This window comes from Glutamicibacter sp. St.4D3 (assembly GCF_059728615.1).
In genome coordinates this window covers 2,713,347-2,732,427 of record NZ_AP039380.1, presented here as the reverse complement: position 1 = coordinate 2,732,427, position 19,081 = coordinate 2,713,347, and the positions used below count along the sequence as shown (strand labels likewise).

Here is a 19,081-nt window from a genome sequence, read left to right as displayed (position 1 = left end):
GCTTGACGAAGGACAACGGCGAAGGAACGACAGAGAAGTGAGCACGCCCTCTGGCAAACAGCCAACCGGCACCGGCAGCGCACCCCAGCTGCCCCACCACCACTCCCCAACGGCCCGCACCGCCCTGGCGGCACAGCTGCGCCGCCGCAAATCCATCAACCACATGGTCAGCGAGGCCGCCGACAACGCCGGGCACGGCAAGCTGCGGCGCAGCTTCGGGGTCCTGCAGCTGACGATGATCTCCGTGGGCGCCACCCTGGGCACCGGCATCCTGGTGATCCTGGGCGACGCCGTGCCGATCGCCGGCCCGGCCATCTGGCTCTCCTTCGTGCTGGCCGGTGTCACCGCCCTGCTCTCGGCGGTCAGTTACGCGGAAATGGCCGGCATGGTGCCGGTCTCCGGGTCCAGCTACTCCTACTCCTACGCCACCCTGGGCGAGGGCATCGCCTGGGTGTGCGGCTGGTGCCTGGTGCTGGAGTACGCGGTCTCGGTCGCGGCCGTCGCGGTTGGCTCAGGGCAGTACGTGAACCAGACCCTGGCGGTGTTCGGCCTGGCGCTGCCCGATGCCCTGGCCGCCGGCCCGGCCGAGGGCGGGGCCGTCAACCTGCCGGCGCTGGCCACCGTCGTGCTGGCCATGGTGCTGCTGGCCCGCGGGGCCCGCGAATCGGCGCTGGCCAACACGGTGATGGTGCTCATCAAGATCGGCATCCTGGTGTTCTTCGCCGTCGTGGCGTTCACCGCGTTCAACGCCGGGAACTTCCAGCCGCTGCTGCCGATGGGCGCCGCCGGAATGAGCGCGGCCGCCTCCATGGTCTTCTTCTCCTACATCGGGTTCGACGCCGCCTCCACGGCCGGGGAGGAGGCGGTCAACCCGCAGCGCGACCTGCCCCGGGCGATCCTGATCGCCATGTTCATCGTCACCGCCGTATACGTGCTGGTCGCGGTCGCCGCGATCGGGGTGCGCCCCTGGCAGTGGTTCGACGGGACCGAGGCGGCGCTGGTGCAGATCGTAGCCGAACTGACCGGACAGCGCTGGGTGGTGCTGCTGTTCGCGCTGGCCGCGGTCGTGGCGATCCTCTCCGTGGTGCTCACCGTGCTCTACGGGCAGACCCGCATCCTGATGAGCATGGGCCGCGACGGGCTGGTCCCGCGGCTGTTCGCCCGGGTGTCCCCGCGCACCGGCACCCCGGTGGCCGGCACCCTGGTGGTCGGATCCGTCGTGGCGCTCACCGCCGCGCTGATCCCGCTGGGGCAACTGGCCGAGGCGACCAGCATCGGCACCCTGTTCGCGTTCGCGCTGGTGGGCGCCGCGGTGATCTACCTGCGCCGCACCCAGCCCAAGGCCGAACGCACCTTCCGGGTGCCGCTGTACCCGCTGACCCCGATCCTGGGCATCGCCGCCTGCCTGTTCCTGATGCTGAACCTGGACTGGCGCACCTGGGCGGTCTTCGGGATCTGGATGGTGATCGGCGCCGGGATCTACCTGGGATACGGCCGACGCCACTCCCGGCTGGGATCGCTGAGCGAGGAACAGTACGCCAGCCAGCAGGAGTAGCCGGCCCGACCAGGTCACCTTGCCCGGACCGGGCGCCTTGCCGGCCCGACCACTTTGCCCGGTCCTGCCCGTCGCCTCCACCTGGCGGCCGCGGCTGCTGGGAGCTGGCTCGCAGGCGCTGGCCGGGGCCCGGCCCACGGGTCTAGGCTGGTGGCAGCGGGAAAAGGCCCGCACCGGATGAACCGGCACGGGGTGGGAAGGCGGAAGGCCATGCGCCTGGCAGTACTGCAGCACGACGCGCATCCCTCGGATGTGACCAGCAACCTGCACCACCTGGAACAGGCGGCGCAGATGGCCGCCGAACACCACGGCAACGTGCTGCTCAGCCCGGAGCTGTTCCTCACCGGCGCGGACCCGCACCTGGTCACCCGGGTGCTCTCCCCGGCCGGGCTGCGCGATGTGCACCAGGCGGTGGCGGGGATCGCCAGCTCCTACAACATCGCCCTGGCCTATTCGCTGCCCGCCTACCCGCCGGACGGGGCGGCCGGCCGGCCGCAGATCACCAGCTACTTCGTGGACGACGCCGGGGACCTGCTGGCCAGCTATGCGCGCGCCCACCTGCGCAGCGCCGCGGAACACGACACCTTCGACCCCGGCCAGCTGCCCCCGCAGGTTTTCGACTACCAGGGCACCGGGTTCGCGCTCTCCAGCGGCTATGACGTGCAGTTCCCCGAACATGCCCGCGCCGCGGCCCTGGCCGGGGCCGGGATCCTGCTGGTGCCGGCCGCCGCCGAGCAGGGCTCCGAGTCCCTGGCGGTGAAGCTGCTGCCCACCCGGGCCATGGAGAACGGCATCTACCTGGCCTGGGCGAACCACAGCTCGGTGCAGGGCGGGATCCCGATGGCCGGCACCAGCACCATCATCGGCGCGGACGGGCAGAACCTGCGGGTGGCGGGCAACGACCCGCAGCTGATCATGGCCGACGTGGACCCGATCCGCCAGCAGGCGATCCGCAAGCTGGATCCGTACCTTTCCCGGATCCGCCCCGAGCTGTATGCCGTCGCCCCGGGAGGCTCACCGGGCTAACCGGCACGGCTCCTCCCGCCGGAACAGACGCGCCAGGGAACAAAGGGCCAGGAGCCAGCACCCAGCAGCCGGGAAGGCATGGTGCCGCAGCCTGCCAAGGTGCCGCAGCCTGCCAAGGTGGCGGCGTCGTGGCGGCGGCGCCGGGAACGGGTCGTGGGGGAGCAGCAGCGGCCCCGGAAGCGACGCCGGACTTGGTAGCGTGGGAACTGCGGCACGAGCAGGAGGTAGCAGATGGACACTTTTGAGCAGGCCGGCCAGACAGCGCGGCCCACGCCCACCGCCACCGGGCCGGACACGTCGCAAACCCGGTTCCCGGCCAGCCTGGCCAATGTGCGCCAGGTCGGGGGCATCGCGGCCGGCTCGGCCACCGTGCGCCCCGGGGTGCTCTTCCGCAGCGCCGCACCACACCATGTGGATGAGGCGATCTCAGGGTGGGTCGCCCAGGCCGGCATCACCCGCATCTTCGATCTGCGCAGCGACTTTGAGGCCCGGCGGGTCAACGGCTTCCCGGAAACCTCCGGAGCCGTGGTGCGCACCAGGCTGCCGCTGCTGGAGGGGGCGTTCGCCCCGGGCGGTCAGCTGCCCTCGCTGGAGGAGCTCTACCTGCCCCTGGTGCTGGAACACGCCCCGGTGTGGGCGCGGATCGCCGACGAGGTCGCCGGCAACCGGCACTCCACCCTGGTGCACTGCACGGCCGGCAAGGACCGCACCGGGGTGGCGGTGGCGCTGCTGCTGTTGGCGGTCGGCGCCGAACGCGACGCCGTATTCGAGGACTACGCCGCCTCCACCGCCGCCCTGTCCGGGGCCTGGCTGGAGTCGATGCGCGAGCAGATCACCCAGGCCGGGGTGCGGGTGGATGAGAAAATGGTGGAAATGATGGTGGGGACCAGTGTCCCCGGCCTGGACAGGGCGCTGCGCCGGGTGGAGGAACGCCACGGCAGCGCCGCCGACTACCTGCTGGCCGGAGGGCTGGCACCCCAGCGTCTGGAGGCGTTGGGCGAACGGCTGCTGAGCTAGGCGGCCGGGGCGGAAAGGAGAACCTTGCGTTTCGACGCGATTGACCCCACCGCGCAGATCAAACTGGTCGCGGTGGACATGGACGGCACCTTCCTGGATCCGGAGGGGAACATCCCCCAGGCCGCCTGGGCGGTGATCGACCAGCTGCACCGGCGCGGCATCACCTTCGCCCCGGCCAGCGGCCGGCAGCACGCCCGGCTGGCCGAGCAGTTCGCCGCACTGGGCCCGGAATTGACGATCATCGCCGAGAACGGCACCGTGGTGATGCGTGGGGAGACCGAGGTCTACTCAAACGTGATCGACCCGCAGCGGTTGGAACACGTGATCCGGCGGCTGCGGGACGCCGGGCCGGAACTGGACGCGGCGGTGGTGCGCTGCGGGCGACGGGTGGGATACCTGCAGCAGCCCACCGAACGGGTGGCGCGGGCGGTCGCCCCCTATTATGCGCGCACCGAGTCGGTGCCCGATCTCCTGCAGGTCCGCGACGAGACCATCAAGCTGGCGATCCACAGCCCCGCGAATTCCGCGGCCGTGGCCAAGGTGTTGGAACCGCTCAGCCAGGAGCTGCAGGTGGTGATTTCCGGGCCGGACTGGGTGGATGTGATGAACCTGGGCGTGCACAAGGGCATCGCGGTGCGCCGGCTGCAGGAATCCCTGGGCATCGGGCCACAGCAGACGGCGGTGTTCGGGGACTACCTCAACGACCTGCAGATGCTGCAGGCCGCGACGTATTCCTTCGCGATGCACAACGCACACCCCACCATCCGGCAGGAGGCGCGGTTCACCGCCCCGCCGAACAGCGAGTACGGGGTGCTGCAGGTGCTGCAGGCCTATTTGGCCGGTGCGCCGCAGCTGCTGGGCCACCAGGTGCGCTGAACCTGCGCCGGCATCGAACCGGACGTGCGTGGGGTGCAGAACCTGTGGCCGGAGCCGGTGGTTTTAGCACCCCTGGTTACCGGGCCGGCGGTTTTAGAACCCGCGGCGTCGGCCGATGAAGCGGTCCACGCCGGCCCGCCCGGCCCCGGTCAGCGCGAAACCGGCCAGCACCACGGCCAGGAGCAGCACCAGCTCATACCCGCCGTCGGCGGCAAAGAACCCGGCTTCCCGGTGCACCAGGAAAAACGCGGCCACCATTTCCGCCAGCAGCAGCAGCGACACGAACCGGGTCGCCAGCCCGAGCACCAGCAGCGCCCCGCCCAGGAGTTCCACGCCGATCAGCACCGGGGCGGCCAGGGTCGGATAGGGCACGGCCATGGTCTCCAGCCATTTCACTGTGGCCGGCACGCCCTCACGGTACTTCTGCCAGCCGTGGATCATGAACACCGCGCCGACCACCAGGCGCAGCGCGGTGGCGGCCAGGGTGGACAGGGCTGCCTGGGCGGATCGGGTCATCGGCCTTCCTTCGGGTGGCGGGTAGCGGCACCACCCACCCTATGCCAGGCGCCGCCGACGGCCCGGGAACGGGCACCGGTGCGCCGCTTCCCGTGCTTCGGCCAGATGCAGACCTCCCGAAGGAGCGGGGCGGGCACGCAAGACCGTGAAAGGCCGGGGCCGGCGCGCTAACCCCGGAAAGGGACCCGGGGCGGGAAAGACCAAGGCGGGCGGGGACCAGGGCCTCCTACAGCGGAGGGTTGGCCGCCAGGTGGTTCGCGATCGCGTCGAACGCCCGGATCGTGGGGAAGAGCTTGCCCGGATCCTGCGGGTAGGGCCAGCTGGAGAGCTTGACCCCCACGGTGGCGGTGTTCGGATTCATGTAGATCATCTGCCCGTGGATCCCCAGGGCCAGGGCGACGTCGGAGCCGGGGTACGGGAACCAGATTTGGTTGCGGTACATCCCACCGGGCATCCGGTTGTCGCCCGGGGAGTCCTCAAAGGCCTGCCGGGAGTCCGCCGCCCCGGTGAACGTGTCCTGGATCCAGGTCTCGTCCAGCACCTTGTTGCCGTTCAGCGCGGTCCCGCCGTTGACGTAGATCTGCCCGAAGCGGGCCAGGTCGCGCAGGGTCGCGTTGAAGCCGCCGTCGAACATCCCGGTGCCCAGCTGGTCGGTGCCCATTACCAGGTCCTGCTGCGCGCCGATGCGCGACCACACCAGGTCGGACAACAGCTGCTGCATCGGCTGCCCGCCGGCGGCCTCACACACCCAGCCCAGCACATCGGTTTCGCAGGAACGGTACTCGAACGGGCCGCCGTGCGGCGCCTTGGCCTGCAGGGTGGCCAGGTATTCGTACATGCCGTGGGCCGGGTTCTGGTTCTGCTCATCGCGCACTGCCCAGCCGATCGCCTGCTCCAGCAGGCGCACCTCGGCCTGCTGGTCCAGGTACTCCTCGGAGAATTTGATGCCCGAGCGCATGTCCAGCAGGTGGCGCACGGTGGCCCCGGCATAGCCGCTGGCCTCCAGCTGCGGGACATAGTCGGTGACCGGCCGGTCGACCTGCAGCTGGCCCTGCCCGCACAGGATCCCGGCCACGGTGCCCACCAGGGTCTTGCTCACGCTCATCAGCAGGTGGTCGGTCACCGAGGTCATCGACCCGAAGTATTCCTCAACCAGCATCTTGCCCTGGTGCATCACCAGCCAGCCGTCGGTGTTGGTGGCCTGGATGACGCTGCGCACGGTCAGCGACGGCTCGTTCTCGTTGTTTTTCAGCAACTCGATGCGGCCCAGGTCCATCGGCACCAGGTGCAGCTTGGCGATCGGCTCACCGCCGCGGCTGACCCTGGCGGTGGGCAGGACTTCGGAGAGGTTCTGGAAGCTCCACGCCAGGTTTTCCGGGTGCTGCCAATTCTCGACCGTCACGGTCCGGTTCGGCTTGGCAGGTGTCATCGGGCGCCCATTGTCCTTTCCCCGGTGGTCAGTTGCAATCCATCGGAGGATACCACCGCCAGCCGCCGGACGCCGGGCAAGCGCGGCTACTCGGCGGCCGCCGGGGGCACCGGGATGCCCTTGTAGAGCGAACGCACCGAGGAGATGAAGTGCTTGGCGTCGATACTCAGCCTGGTGCCCTTGCGCCCCTCGTACTGCAGTTTCGCCTTGGTGACCAGTACCCCCAGATCAGCGCCCTTCCAGCGGTAGTCCTCCGCCCCGTAGATGCGCAGGAAGAAAGCCTCCTTGTGGTGCTGCAGCTGGTGCCAGTCCAGCGCGGCGCGCACGTACTGCAGCTTGCCGGAGGAGTCCAGCACGTACTGCCCGGTGCGTGGGGCGTGGGTGAGGTACTCCACAATGTCATCGGTTTCCTTGATGATCATGTGGCTCCAGATATCGGCCCCGCTCAGCGCCTCCCAGCGCTCGTTGATCTCGTCGACGTCCAGCTCGAAGTCGACGTCCAGGAACTCCAGCAGGTGGAAGAGGAACAGCGGTACGTCCGCGTAGGCCCCGGCGGTCACGTTCGTGATGGCGCTGGCCCCGGAGATGCGGGGGTTCAGCTCACCCAGGTACACCTCGTCGCTGTCCGTGTCCACCAGCACGTCGACCTCGAAGAAGCCGCGGTAGCCCTTGTCCTGCAGCCCGCTGCCCACCTTGCGCACCAGCTCGATGGCCCGCGCCCGCTGGGAGGCGGTGAGCACGTCGGGGTGCATCTCGTTGCCGCACCAGCCGCCCTTGTAGGGGGTCAGCTCGTCGTAGCCGGCCAGTTCGGTCAGGAACGGGCCGACGACGGTGCCGCAGCGGGTGAGCACCGCCTCCACGGCCACCGGCACGTTGTTGATCCGCTTCATGACCTTCAGCTGCTCGCCGATCATGTTCGCCGCGTTCTTGTCCCAGTCCGCTTCCTCGGCGATGAAGAACGTGGTCTTGCCCGAGTCCCCGTAGGGGGTCTGCACCACCAGGTCGGTGCCCAGCCGGTTGCTGCGCGCCAGTTCCAGCAGATCCGCATAGTTCGTCGCATAGCCCAGCACGTTGGGCACCGAGGCGGCCCCGGCCTTGTTGCCCAGCTCGGTGGTGACGATCTTGGAGTCCAGGTGGGTGCGCAGTTCCGCCGGCGGCAGGATCAGGTCGTAGCCCAGCTCCTCGCAGATCTGCTCGGTTTCCTCATCGAAGAACACCATGGCGATCTTCGGGCGCTCGCCGCTGGCCGGGCGCCGGGAATCGATGTGCTCGCGCACCTCCGGGTTCTGCAGCAGCCAGTTGTTGATCGCCTCGCCGCTTTCGAATTCGATGTACGGCTTCTCGGTGGGGGAGAAGACCCGGGGATGGGCCCCGTCCCAGCCGTCGTAGTAGGAGATGTAGCTGAAGCGGCGCACCCAGCGGTCCAGCCCGAGCAGATTGAAGGGGGTGGCACCCACGAAGTAGATCGGGGTTTCGTTGGTCCGGAAGAAATGGCGCACCTCGCTCATGTTCTTCAGCGGCCGGGTGAACTTCACGATCCGCGCTTCGCTGTCTTCGGCAATCTCGGTGGTGTAGGCGGCGTCGGTGCCCACGTTGGCCGTGGGCACGTCCTCGCTGGGAGGGGTGGCCCGCCAGCGGGCGATATCGCTCGGTTTCGGCATCCGCTGCTTGCGGCGAATTTCAGGTGCGGCTACATCCTTGCCCATCATCAGGTCCCCCACTGTTCAGGTTCTCGTAGTCTTAGTGTGATCGAAATCTCGTGTAGACAAGAGCTTGTGTCAACAGGCGTTGAAAATCAATTTATGTCACATCCATGTGACACCGCCGACGTAATCGGACGCGTGCCTGGATGTGAAATCATGATGAACTTCCAGCGCTATGCAATTTTCCAGGCACCGCCCCGGGCCCTGCCGGAACGAGAAATGCCCGTGCTGAACCAGTCCGAAGACCGATCCAGCACGGGCATCCAATGTGATCTGTGCCTCGTGAAGACTACCTTGCCATGTGAGCGCCTTGCCCGCCAGTACCCCAGCACCAATGTGGGGCGGACGCGCGCTACGGCAGCCGTTGCAGCATCTGGTCGAAAGTGGGCTCGTCGAACTGGAAACCCAGCTCCTCCAGCACGCTGCTGGTGACGTGGCGTCCGGTCAGCGCCATGCGCGGATTGCTGCCCAGCAGGTTCGCCCCGGCCTGCACCAGGCGGGCCGGCGCCCCGATACCGGGCATGGAGTACTTGGCGCGCAGCGCCCTCATCATCTCCTCGTTGCGCACCGGATGCGGGGCCGCGGCATGCACGATGCCCTCCGCCGGGCGCTCGCCTTCGATGCCCAGCAGCTGGCGCACCAGCTTCAGCCAGTCCGCCAGTGCGATCCAGCTGACCCACTGGGCCCCGGTACCCACCGGGCCGCCGAGCCCGGAACGCACCAGCAACAGCAGCCGGCGCAGCAGCGGCGCCTGCTCGCCGAAAACCAGTGAGGTGCGCAGTACGTAATTGTGCTCGGCCCGCACCGGGGCCTGGGCGAACGCCTCCTCCCAGGGGCGGGCGACCCCGGTCGTCTCCGGCAGCGCGGCGCTGCCGGTGGGCAGCGCGCTGGATTCGGTGAGCCGGGCCTCGCCGGCGTCGCCAAAGATCGCAGTGGTGCTGGACTGCACCCAGGTCTGCACCGGAACGCCAAGGCGGGCCACCGCATCGGCCAGGGCTCGGGTGGAATCCACGCGGGAGCTGCGCAACCGGTCAAGGGAAGCCGGGGTGTTGCGCTGTTCCACCAGCTCACCGGCCAGGTTGACCAGGCTCACCGGGTAGTTCTCGCGCAGGAACGCCGCCCGCCACGGACCCTGGTGCTTGCCGTCCCAGAGGAATTGGGCGGCCGGAAAATCCGGTTCCTGGGTGCGGGTGAGCACGACCACCGAGTTGCCGCGGCACACCAGGTCCGCGGTCAGCCTCCGGCCCAGATAGCCGCGGCCGCCGGCGATCACCACGTGGCGGCGCACCCGATACCGGCCCTGGTGCGGGATCAGCCGGTAGAGGCGCGCGCAGCTGATGTCGAAATCGTCGAACAGGGGATTGGCGACCGTGTGCTTGAACGCGGTGGTGCCCGGGCCGGTCAGCTCCACGGTGAAGTGCAGCCGGGCCCCGCCCTGGACCGCCTCCACTGCCCAGCGCAGCGCCAGGGAGCCGCCGGGCTGCGGCTGGGTGAATTCGACCAGGCGTTGGGCCTGGTTGCGCCGGGTGATGGACCCGGAAGGGGCGGTCTCGCGGTGCAGGGCGCCCAGCAGGCGGCCCGGGGGCAACAGGTCCACGGTGCTGCCCACCCCGCGCTGGTCGTCGTGCACCAGGAACCCGTCGAAACTCTTCGTCCACTGCCCGGTCTGCTTCAGATTGCCCACCACGGCGAAGATCGCGTCCGGGTTGGCGGAGAGGAAACGGGATTCGGTGCGCTGCCAGGAGGTCAGCGTGTGCTTCAGCGAGGCCAGGGTCATCAGTCCTTCGGGTTCGGTCCTGCCCCGTCCGGTCGGGGCACCGGGCAGGGATCGTGTCTCCATCGTAGGCACGGCGTGCGCCGCTGCACAGCATTCGCGTCCAGGTGCGTGGCCGCTGGCCGGGCCGAGGGCGCTGGGTGCTTAACGGGTTGCGCCCCGCCACGCCGGTGGGGCGTAGCGGGGCGCAGACGGCAGGCCGCGGGCGGGAGGCTTAGGCGCGGGCCTTGGCCCCGACCTCGTCCTCCATGGCGGTGAACTCGGACTCGATGGTCTCGTTCGGACGGTAGGTGGAACGCGACACCAGCCAGGCCACCAGCAGGTTGACCAGGAAGCCGGGCACGATTTCGTACATCACACCGCTCAGGGCCGCGATGTTGCCCCACACGAAGACCACGACCGCGCCGCTGACCATGCCGGCAAAGGCGCCAACGGCGGTCAGCTTGCGCCAGTAGAGGCTGAGCAGGATGATCGGGCCGAATGCGCCGCCGAACCCGGCCCAGGCGAACGCCACCAGTTCCAGGATCGAGGAATCCGGGTTCAACGCCAGCAGTGCGGCGATGACCGCCACGGCGAGCACGCCCAGCCGGCCCAGCAGCACCAGCGACTTGGGGCTGCCCTTGCGGCCCATCAGGTTGTACAGGTCCTCCACCAGCGCCGAGGAGCACACGATCATCTGCGAGGACATGGTGGACATGATGGCCGCCAGCACCGCGGCCAGCACCAGCCCGGCGATCAGCGGGTGGAAGAAGATCTGCGAGAGCAGCAGGAACACGGTTTCGCTGTCGGCGGTGCTCAGCGGCTCGTCGGCGAAGTACGCCACGCCGATCAGCGCGGTGCAGATGGCGCCCAGCGCGGTCAGGAACATCCAGCCGATGCCGATGCGGCGGGCCACCTTGGCCTCGCCCGGGGTGCGCAGCGCCATGAAGCGCACGATGATGTGCGGCTGGCCGAAGTAGCCCAGGCCCCAGGCGGCGGTGGAGATGATGGCCACCAGCGCCAGGATCCAGCTGGTTTCATCGAAGGAGGAGAACAGGTTGAACGCCTGCGGGTTGGCCTCGGTGATCCGGCTGCCCAGCGTGGAGATGTCCCCGCTGCGGAAGACCGCCACGATCGGCACCGCGATGAGCGCGGCGAACATCAGCACGCCCTGGGCGACGTCGGTCAGCGAGGCGCCGAGGAACCCGCCGAACAGGGTGTAGAGCAGGGTGATGGCCGCGACGAACAGCATGCCGTTCAGGTATGGCCACCCGAAGGAGGCCTGGAAGAACTTGCCGGCGGCGACCATGCCCGAGGAGACGTAGAAGGTGAAGAACACCAGGATGATCAGCGCCGAGGCGATGCGCAGCAGGTGCTTGCGGTCCTTCAGGCGCTTTTCGAAGAAGCTGGGGATGGTGATGGCGTTCTGCGCGATCTGCGTGTAGGAGCGCAGTCGCGGGGCGACGAACTTCCAGTTCAGCCATGCGCCGATGGTCAGGCCGATGGCGATCCATGCTTCGTGCAGGCCGGTGACGTAGATGGCGCCGGGCAGGCCCATCAGCAGCCAGCCGGACATGTCGGAGGCCCCCGCGGACAGCGCGGCCACCCAGGGTTTGAGCCCGCGGTCGGCGAGCATGTAATCGTCGATGTTGCTGGTGCGACGGTAGGCGAAGTAGCCGATACCGAGCATCACGCACATATAGAAGACGATCGCGATCATCTGGAATGTATGGTCGGACATGATTTCCTCATTGCTAGTGCTCCCGTGCGGGGTGGTTCCCCCATGAACGAATGGGGCGCACGGTCACCGGGTGCGGAAAACCACTATGGCATCCTTTGAGTGATTTGTCGCTCACGAAAGCCCGCGTCGTTACCATTTCGTGACCTAGTCTGTGGCTGGGGTCACCACCTCGGCGTTCCGCTCCGCGGCGTGCGGGGAGGGCAGCGACTGCGCCTGGTCGTGCAGGCATTCGCGCACCGCCAGGATCGCCGGGTTGCGCTCGGAGGAATGACGCATCGCGGTGAACACGGTACGCACCGGCGCCCCGGGCAAATCGGCGATGCGCAGCCCCCGCCGACGCTGGGCCCACACCAGATCTGGCAGCAGCGCCACCGCGTTGCCCGACTCCACCAGCTGCACATGCGCCTGCAGGTCAGCGGTCTCGTAGCGCACGTCGGGTTCGAACCCGGCCGTCCGGCAGGCCTGTTCGGCCCAGTGCCGGCTGGCGGCGCCCACCGGCTCCATGACCCAGGGCAGGTGGGCGGCGTCCTCGATGCGGATGACCCGATCGAACTCCGAGACCTCGGTGGGGTCGGTGGCCGGCAGCGCCAGGCGCAGCGCGTCGTGGGTGAGCGTGCGCCGGTCCAGGTTCTCAAAGTGGCGGGCCGCGTGCCCCGGGTACTGTTCGGCGACCACCAGGTCAAAGTTGCGCGCCGCGGTCTCATGCAGGGCGCGTTCGGGCTCCTGCTGGCTCATCTCCACGCGCAGGTGCGGGTGCTGCTGGCGCAGCTGGCCCAGCGCCCCGGGCAGGATCGCCAGCATCGCGGTCTGGAACACGGCCAGGCGCACCGTGCCCGAGACGGTGGACAGGGTCGCGGACAGGTCCGCCTCGGCCCGTTCCATCGAGTCCAGCAGCTGCTCGGTGTGTGCGACCAGCACCTGTGCCTGGGGCGTGAGGCTCAGGGTGCGCCCGTTGCGCTGCAGCAGCTTCACCCCGGCCTCCGCCTCCAGCAGGCTCAGCTGCTGGGAGACCGATGAGGGGGAGTAGCTCAGCTCGTAGGCAACCTCCGCGATCGTGCCGCGCAGGCTCAGTTCGCGCAGCAGGCGCAGACGGCGCATTTCCAGCATGTTCCTCGTACCTTTCGCCCTAGGGAACCCGGGAAAAACCGGGGTTTTGGCACCCCCAACGATACCTTGGGAAAACCGAATGGAATAGTTAAGTTTTGTTCACTTTTCCTGAACTGATTTAAGGGCCATACTCTTAGTGCACACAGCTTTTTCGCAGCAAGACGCCGCATCGGAACCCACCCGTCCCCGGCCGGTCCCAGAACGAAAGATGCGTTGGTGCTCCGGTCCAATCAGATGAAGCATTAGGAAAGGCGCAACGTGTCAGTCACTAGCCACATCCCCAAGAACATTCCCCCGGCGCAGGCCGCCGACGGCAGCGCCCTCGTCCAGCCAACCGAACTGGCCGACGAGGCCATCGAACTGGTCAAGAGCTGGCTGCAGCAGGCCTCCGAAATCCCGGCCGACGCCGCCGCCGCGCGCCTGGCCGGGGTGTTGAAGGACCCCAACGGCCTGGACTTCACCGTCGGATTCGTCGACGGGGTCATCCGCCCCGAGGACTTGAAGGTGGCCGCCGCGAACCTGAAGATGCTGGCCCCCAAGGTGCCCTCCTTCCTGCCCTGGTACATGCGCAAGGCCGTAGCTCTGGGTGGGACCATGGCCCCGATCATGCCCGGCATCGTGGTGCCGATCGCCCGGCGCGTGCTGCGCGAAATGGTTGGGCATCTGATCATTGACGCCTCCGATGCGAAGCTGGGCAAGTCGATCTCCAAGATCCGCCGCGAAGGGGTGGACCTGAACGTCAACCTGCTCGGCGAATACATCCTGGGTGAGGGCGAAGCCGCCCGCCGCATCGCCGGCACCGAGAAGCTGCTGGCCCGCGATGACGTGGACTACGTCTCGATCAAGGTCTCCTCGACCGTCGCCCCGCACAACCACTGGGCCTTCGACGAAGCGGTGGAGAACATCGTCGAGAAGCTGGTGCCGCTCTACCGCCAGGCCAACAACGCCTCGCCGAAGAAGTTCATCAACCTGGACATGGAAGAGTACAAGGACCTGGAGCTGACCATCGCGGTCTACACCAAGCTGCTCTCCCGCGAGGAATTCAAGGACCTGCGCACCGGCATCGTGCTGCAGGCCTACCTGCCCGACGCGCTGGGCGCGATGATCGGGCTGCAGGAATTTGCCGCCGCCCGCGTCGCCGAGGGCGGGGCCCCGATCAAGGTGCGCGTGGTCAAGGGCGCGAACCTGCCGATGGAAACCATGGAGGCGGACCTGCACGGCTGGCCGCTGGCCACCTGGCACAGCAAGCAGGACTCGGACACCAGCTACAAGCAGGTGCTGGAGTACGCGCTGCGCCCGGACCACATCGGCAATGTGCAGATCGGCATCGCCGGGCACAACCTGTTCGACATCGCCCTGGCCTGGCTGCTGGCCAAGGCCCGCGGGGTCACCGAGGGCATCGAATTCGAGATGCTGCTGGGCATGGCCACCGGCCAGGCCGAAGCGGTGCGCCGCGACGTGGGCAAGCTGCTGCTCTACACGCCGGTGGTGCACCCCGCGGAATTCGACGTGGCCATCGCCTACCTGATCCGCCGCCTGGAGGAAGGCGCCAGCCAGGAAAACTTCATGTCCGCGGTCTTCGAACTGGATTCCAGCCGCGAACTGTTTGAGCGCGAGAAGCAGCGCTTCCTGGCCTCGCTGCACGCCATGGGCGACACCGTCCCGGGCCCGCACCGGGTGCAGAACCGCCAGGAGGCCGACCCGACCCTGGCCAGCGCCGTCGACGGGCTGATCAGCGGGGACCGCGACTTCTTCAACACCCCCGACTCCGACCCGGACTTGCCCGCGAACCGCGAATGGGCGCGCGGCATCCTGGAACGCATGAAGGACTCCACCGTCGGCGCCGACGCGGTGAAAGCCAACACGCTGAAGTCCTCCGCCGAACTGGATGAGGCCATCGCCATGGGCGTGGACGCCGCCGCCGACTGGCAAGCCATGGGAGCCGCCAAGCGCGCCGAGATCCTGCACCGCGCCGGCGCGCTCTTCGAGGAGCGCCGCGGGCTGATGCTGGAGGTTATGGGCTCCGAATGCGGCAAGACCCTGGACCAGGGCGACCCGGAAGTCTCCGAGGCGATCGACTTCGCCCACTACTACGCCCAGCGCGGCCTGGAGCTGGAGAACGTCGACGGGGCGAGCTACACCCCCTCGAAGCTGACCGTGGTGACCCCGCCGTGGAACTTCCCGATGGCGATCCCCGCCGGCTCGACTCTCTCCGCGCTGGCCTCCGGCTCGGCGGTCATCATCAAGCCGGCCAGCCAGGCCGCCCGCATCGGTGCCACCATGGTGCAGGCGCTGTGGGATGCCGGGGTGCCCAAGGACGTGCTGCAGCTGGTGTTCCTGGCCGAGCGCGACCTGGGCCGTGAACTGGTCAGCGACCCGCGGGTGGACCGCCTGATCCTCACCGGCGGCTACGAGACCGCCGAACTGTTCCGCTCCTTCCGCAAGGACCTGCAGCTGCTGGCCGAAACCTCCGGGAAGAACGCCATCATCGTCACCCCGCACGCCGACCTGGACCTGGCCGCGCGCGACGTCGTGCAGTCGGCCTTCGGGCACGCCGGGCAGAAGTGCTCGGCCTCCTCGTTGGTGATCCTGGTCGGTTCGGTCGCCGAATCCCGCCGCTTCAACAGCCAGCTGGTCGACGCGGTGAAGTCGCTGACCGTCGGCTACCCGTGGAACCCGGAATCCCAGATGGGCCCGGTGATCGACAAGCCCGGCGAGAAGCTGATGCGCGGGCTGACCACCCTCGGCGAGGGCGAGCGCTGGGCCTTGGAGCCCAAGGAGCTCGATGACTCGGGCAAGCTGTACTCCCCGGGCGTGCGCTACGGGGTCAAGCGCGGCAGCGAATACCACCTGACCGAGTACTTCGGCCCGATCCTCGGCGTGATGACCGCCGAAACCCTGGAAGAAGCCGTGGCCATGGTCAACGAGATCGACTACGGGCTGACCAGCGGGCTGCACTCGCTGGACGCCGATGAACTGGCCTACTGGCTGGAAAACATCCAGGCCGGCAACCTGTACGTCAACCGCGGCATCACCGGTGCGATCGTGCAGCGCCAGCCCTTCGGCGGCTGGAAGAAGTCCGCGATTGGTGCCGGCACCAAGGCCGGCGGCCCGAACTACCTGATCGGGATGGGCACCTGGAGCGACGCCCCGGTCAGCCAGAAGGCGCCGCTGTCCAGCTTCGGGCAGCGCCTGCTGCAGGCCGCCGACCTGGAAGTCGCCGACGCCAGCTGGCTGGAAGACGCCCTGGGCAGCGACCAGCACTGGTGGGCCACCGAATTCAACGTGGCCAAGGACCGCTCCGGCCTGCAGGCCGAACGCAACCTGCTGCGCTACCGTGCGCTGGATGTGACCGTGCGCTATGAGAACGAAACCAGCGGCCACGGCATCGCCGAGGCCCTGCGCGTGGTCGCCGCCGGTGTCACCGCAGGCTCGCGCGTGACGTTCTCCAGCGCGGTGGAGCTGCCGCGCCGGGTGCGTGAACTGCTGGCCGAGCACTCCGTGGTCGTGGTCATCGAGGACGCTGCGGCCTTCGCCCAGCGGGCCGCCGCCCTTGCCGGGAAGACCGGCCCGGACTCGGCCGCCCGTATCCGCCTGATCGGCGGGTCGCTGGCCGAGGTCGCCGAGGCCACCGACGGCAAGCCGGATGTGGCCATCTACGCCTCGCCGGTGACCTCCGCCGGACGCGTTGAGCTGCTGCCGTTCCTGCACGAGCAGGCCGTGTCGATCACCGCCCACCGTTTCGGTACCCCGAACACCCTAAGCGACGGTGTCATCTAGTCCGCGGTCTGCGCGCTAACTGAATATCCGGTGTGACCGGCTCCGGCCGCGTCAGCCGCCACGGCGCCGGGCCCAGCTTCCTGAGGGAAACTGGGCCCGGCGCCGTTATTACTGTTCAGGATCGCGCGTAGCACCGAATAGGATTCAGAGCATGGCGAGGTCTTTTACTCTTATCCAACTCCGCTATTTCATGGAGGTCGCGCGGCTCGAGAACATGCGAGCTGCAGCGCAGTCGATGAACGTTACACAGTCAACACTTTCGGCTGCGGTTAATCAGCTTGAGACGGATCTAGAGGTTGCGCTGTTCCACCGAATGTCCAACAGAGGTCTGCGGCTAACTGAGGAAGGAAAGCGCTTGGTGGTCGGCGCTCGCTCCTTATTGGAAGAAGCTGAACTGCTCCAAGCGACCGTCAGCGGACAGTCGCAACAGTTAACGGGAAATCTCCGTGTAGGAATCTTCGCGCCCATTGCTCCATTTATTGCGCCGATACTACTCAAGGGTTTCACAAAAGCATTCCCCGGGATATCACTCTCGTTCATCGAAGCATCTCAACAGGTTCTCCTAACCGCTTTGCAGCGTGGAGAATGCGAGATAGCCCTTATGTACGACTTGGGCGTCGGCGCAGAATTCTCCATGCTCCCGGTGGAGAGAATTGGAGCCCACATCATTCTTGACGAAGGCCATCGGTTAGCTGATCCAGCTCAACCGATCCATTTATCGCAACTCAAGGATGAACCTTTTGTTCTGCTTGACCAAGAGCATTCGCGCGAATATTTTTTAAGAATCTTCAGCTCCCTAAGCATACGACCGAATATTCGGTATCTGGTTACTGGATATGAAACCGTCCGGTCATATGTGGCTATGGGCCTGGGATATTCCATATTGAATCGCAAATTAGGGCACGACGTAACCTATACCGGAAAAACTGTAGTCAGAGTGCCAATTGCGGACCCAGTTCAACCAATTGACATCGTAGTAGTCAGTGCAAGAGATCAACCTATGAGTCGAAAGGCGCAAGCGTTTTCAGAATTCGCAATCGTCTCCTTGAGTGGGCTCGATACTGTCTGATCGAAAAATGCGATCACACTGAGCAAAGAAATGCGTTGGACACTGTGTTGCAGATCACGCGAAGCTGAAGGTGCGCATGAAGGCGCACCATCTCCTTCGACCGCATAGGCGGTTTTCTCTTGCAGGAAGGCAGCACTGTGACAACGAGTAATGCACCGATCAAGAGTATGGATCCGGTGAATTCCCTAGGGAGTTCCATCTCCTCCAGCATGCAGCGTCGCGTGCTGGCGGGTGGAAGCGTCGGCCAATTTATTGAGTTCTACGACTTCACTCTCTATGGACTCTCTGCGGTTACGCTTTCCCGTCTCTTCTTTCCTTCCGACAGCACAATGGCTGGATTGTTGGCGACCTTCGCGACTTTCGGAGTCGCCTTCTTGATTCGCCCCCTGGGGGGAGTGTTCTTTGGGGCGTTGGGTGACAGGATTGGTCGCCGCAAGGTGCTATTCATAACCCTCATGGCAATCGGCATCGCTACGTGTGCGATTGGTCTTCTGCCGACCTACGCCCAAATTGGGGCGCTAGCGCCAGCTCTTCTGGTTTTGTGTCGATTGATTCAGGGATTCTCCGCCGGTGGAGAGTCCGTTGGAGCACCGGCATTCGTATTTGAACATGCACCGCTAGATCGACGGGGTTTTTGGCTAAATATCACCTTGGCTGCTACTGCGTTGCCGTCGGTTTTTGGAGGCACGCTGATTCTAGTTCTTTCTTCGACCATGAGCAGTGAGTCCTTCTCATCGTATGGGTGGCGCATTCCGTTCCTCTTGGCGCTTCCAATGGCCTTTTTTGGACTTTGGATACGGGCCCGTACGGAGGAATCAGAGGCATTCAAGGAAGTACTCCGGAAAAACGAACACAAAGAATACAGCCCGCTCCGTGAGACCTTTGCTGAAAATAAACTACGCATGTTGCAAGTTATTTTCGTGATGGCTTTAACGGCTATGGGGTTCTATTTCTTATCTGGTTACTTTGTTTCCTATGTTGAAGTCTCGGGAAATCTCTCCCGGGAACAGTCGCTCACAGCAAATGCAGTAGCGATGGCGTTTTACGCTCTGTTGCTCCCTCTGGGCGGCAAACTGGGGGACAAATTCGGCCGCAAAGCCATGCTCATTGCTGGATCGGCGCTGTTGGCTCTGATGTCGGTCCCATGTTTTTGGCTGGTGACAAGCGGTTCGTTGACGCTCGCTGTAGCCGGACAGCTACTCTTTGTGATCCCCATGTGTGTTTATGGCGGCGGCTGCTACACGTTCTTTGTCGAGATCTTTAAGACTAAGACTAGATTCACTTCTTCTGCTATCAGCTACAACGTGGCTTACGCAGTTTTTGGAGGCACAGCTCCGTTTATTGGAACCATGCTTGTGTCCGCAACCGGCCTGGCGATGATACCGGGCTTCTACATGGCCATGGCTGCGGCGGTTGTCTTTTGTCTCTTGGTCTTTACCCCTGTTCCCGAAACACACCCTCTCGTTGGTGCTTCAAAGCAGAGTTGATCGAACTCGATTGCTTCAGCGA

13 protein-coding genes are annotated in these 19,081 nt (G+C 66.3%); 7 read left to right on the top strand and 6 right to left on the bottom strand.

The window, feature by feature from the left end; translation table 11 throughout:
• Nucleotides 1-163: 163 nt before the first annotated feature.
• From AC6I21_RS12575 to AC6I21_RS12560, 4 genes are all read left to right on the top strand, one after another.
• Nucleotides 164-1,555: an APC family permease gene (locus AC6I21_RS12575; protein ID WP_497763425.1), complete on the top strand. Its 1,392-nt coding sequence runs from the start codon at nucleotides 164-166 to the stop codon at nucleotides 1,553-1,555.
• A gap of 210 nt (nucleotides 1,556-1,765) precedes the next feature.
• Nucleotides 1,766-2,581 (top strand): nitrilase-related carbon-nitrogen hydrolase, encoded by an 816-nt coding sequence (locus AC6I21_RS12570; RefSeq protein WP_497762517.1) that lies wholly within the window; start codon nucleotides 1,766-1,768, stop codon nucleotides 2,579-2,581.
• A gap of 231 nt (nucleotides 2,582-2,812) precedes the next feature.
• Nucleotides 2,813-3,598 (top strand): tyrosine-protein phosphatase, encoded by a 786-nt coding sequence (locus tag AC6I21_RS12565; RefSeq protein ID WP_497762516.1) that lies wholly within the window; start codon nucleotides 2,813-2,815, stop codon nucleotides 3,596-3,598.
• Nucleotides 3,599-3,622: 24 nt separating this feature from the next.
• Nucleotides 3,623-4,474: a Cof-type HAD-IIB family hydrolase gene (locus tag AC6I21_RS12560; RefSeq protein WP_497762515.1), complete on the top strand. Its 852-nt coding sequence runs from the start codon at nucleotides 3,623-3,625 to the stop codon at nucleotides 4,472-4,474.
• Between the two features lie 93 nt (nucleotides 4,475-4,567).
• Here the strand turns inward: AC6I21_RS12560 and AC6I21_RS12555 are convergent, their stop codons facing one another.
• The 6 genes from AC6I21_RS12555 to AC6I21_RS12530 all read right to left on the bottom strand — a co-directional run bounded on the left by AC6I21_RS12555 (nucleotide 4,568) and on the right by AC6I21_RS12530 (nucleotide 12,723).
• A complete protein-coding gene (locus AC6I21_RS12555) occupies nucleotides 4,568-4,990 on the bottom strand; it encodes a DoxX family protein (protein ID WP_138926997.1) in 423 nt (140 codons plus the stop codon).
• A 226-nt stretch (nucleotides 4,991-5,216) separates the two neighbouring features.
• Nucleotides 5,217-6,419, bottom strand: a complete 1,203-nt coding sequence (locus AC6I21_RS12550) for a serine hydrolase domain-containing protein (RefSeq protein ID WP_497762514.1) — start codon at nucleotides 6,417-6,419, stop codon at nucleotides 5,217-5,219.
• Nucleotides 6,420-6,505: 86 nt separating this feature from the next.
• Nucleotides 6,506-8,128, bottom strand: coding sequence for a biotin carboxylase (locus AC6I21_RS12545; protein WP_497762513.1), 1,623 nt, complete (start codon nucleotides 8,126-8,128; stop codon nucleotides 6,506-6,508).
• Nucleotides 8,129-8,474: 346 nt separating this feature from the next.
• A complete protein-coding gene (locus AC6I21_RS12540) occupies nucleotides 8,475-9,962 on the bottom strand; it encodes an NAD-dependent epimerase/dehydratase family protein (RefSeq protein WP_497762512.1) in 1,488 nt (495 codons plus the stop codon).
• 148 nt (nucleotides 9,963-10,110) lie between these two features.
• Nucleotides 10,111-11,616 (bottom strand): sodium/proline symporter PutP, encoded by a 1,506-nt coding sequence (putP, locus tag AC6I21_RS12535; RefSeq protein ID WP_138176057.1) that lies wholly within the window; start codon nucleotides 11,614-11,616, stop codon nucleotides 10,111-10,113.
• A 144-nt stretch (nucleotides 11,617-11,760) separates the two neighbouring features.
• On the bottom strand, nucleotides 11,761-12,723 hold the full coding sequence (locus AC6I21_RS12530) for a LysR substrate-binding domain-containing protein (RefSeq protein WP_138176059.1): 963 nt from the start codon (nucleotides 12,721-12,723) through the stop codon (nucleotides 11,761-11,763).
• 276 nt (nucleotides 12,724-12,999) lie between these two features.
• On the opposite strand from AC6I21_RS12530, the gene AC6I21_RS12525 reads away from it, so the two are divergent.
• The 3 genes from AC6I21_RS12525 (at nucleotide 13,000) to AC6I21_RS12515 (ending at nucleotide 19,059) form a co-directional block, all read left to right on the top strand.
• Nucleotides 13,000-16,503, top strand: a complete 3,504-nt coding sequence (locus AC6I21_RS12525) for a proline dehydrogenase family protein (RefSeq protein WP_497763424.1) — start codon at nucleotides 13,000-13,002, stop codon at nucleotides 16,501-16,503.
• A 151-nt stretch (nucleotides 16,504-16,654) separates the two neighbouring features.
• Nucleotides 16,655-17,572 (top strand): LysR family transcriptional regulator, encoded by a 918-nt coding sequence (locus AC6I21_RS12520; protein WP_497762511.1) that lies wholly within the window; start codon nucleotides 16,655-16,657, stop codon nucleotides 17,570-17,572.
• Between the two features lie 137 nt (nucleotides 17,573-17,709).
• Complete coding sequence (locus AC6I21_RS12515) at nucleotides 17,710-19,059, top strand: MFS transporter (protein WP_497762510.1); 1,350 nt, start codon at nucleotides 17,710-17,712, stop codon at nucleotides 19,057-19,059.
• Nucleotides 19,060-19,081 lie beyond the last annotated feature (22 nt).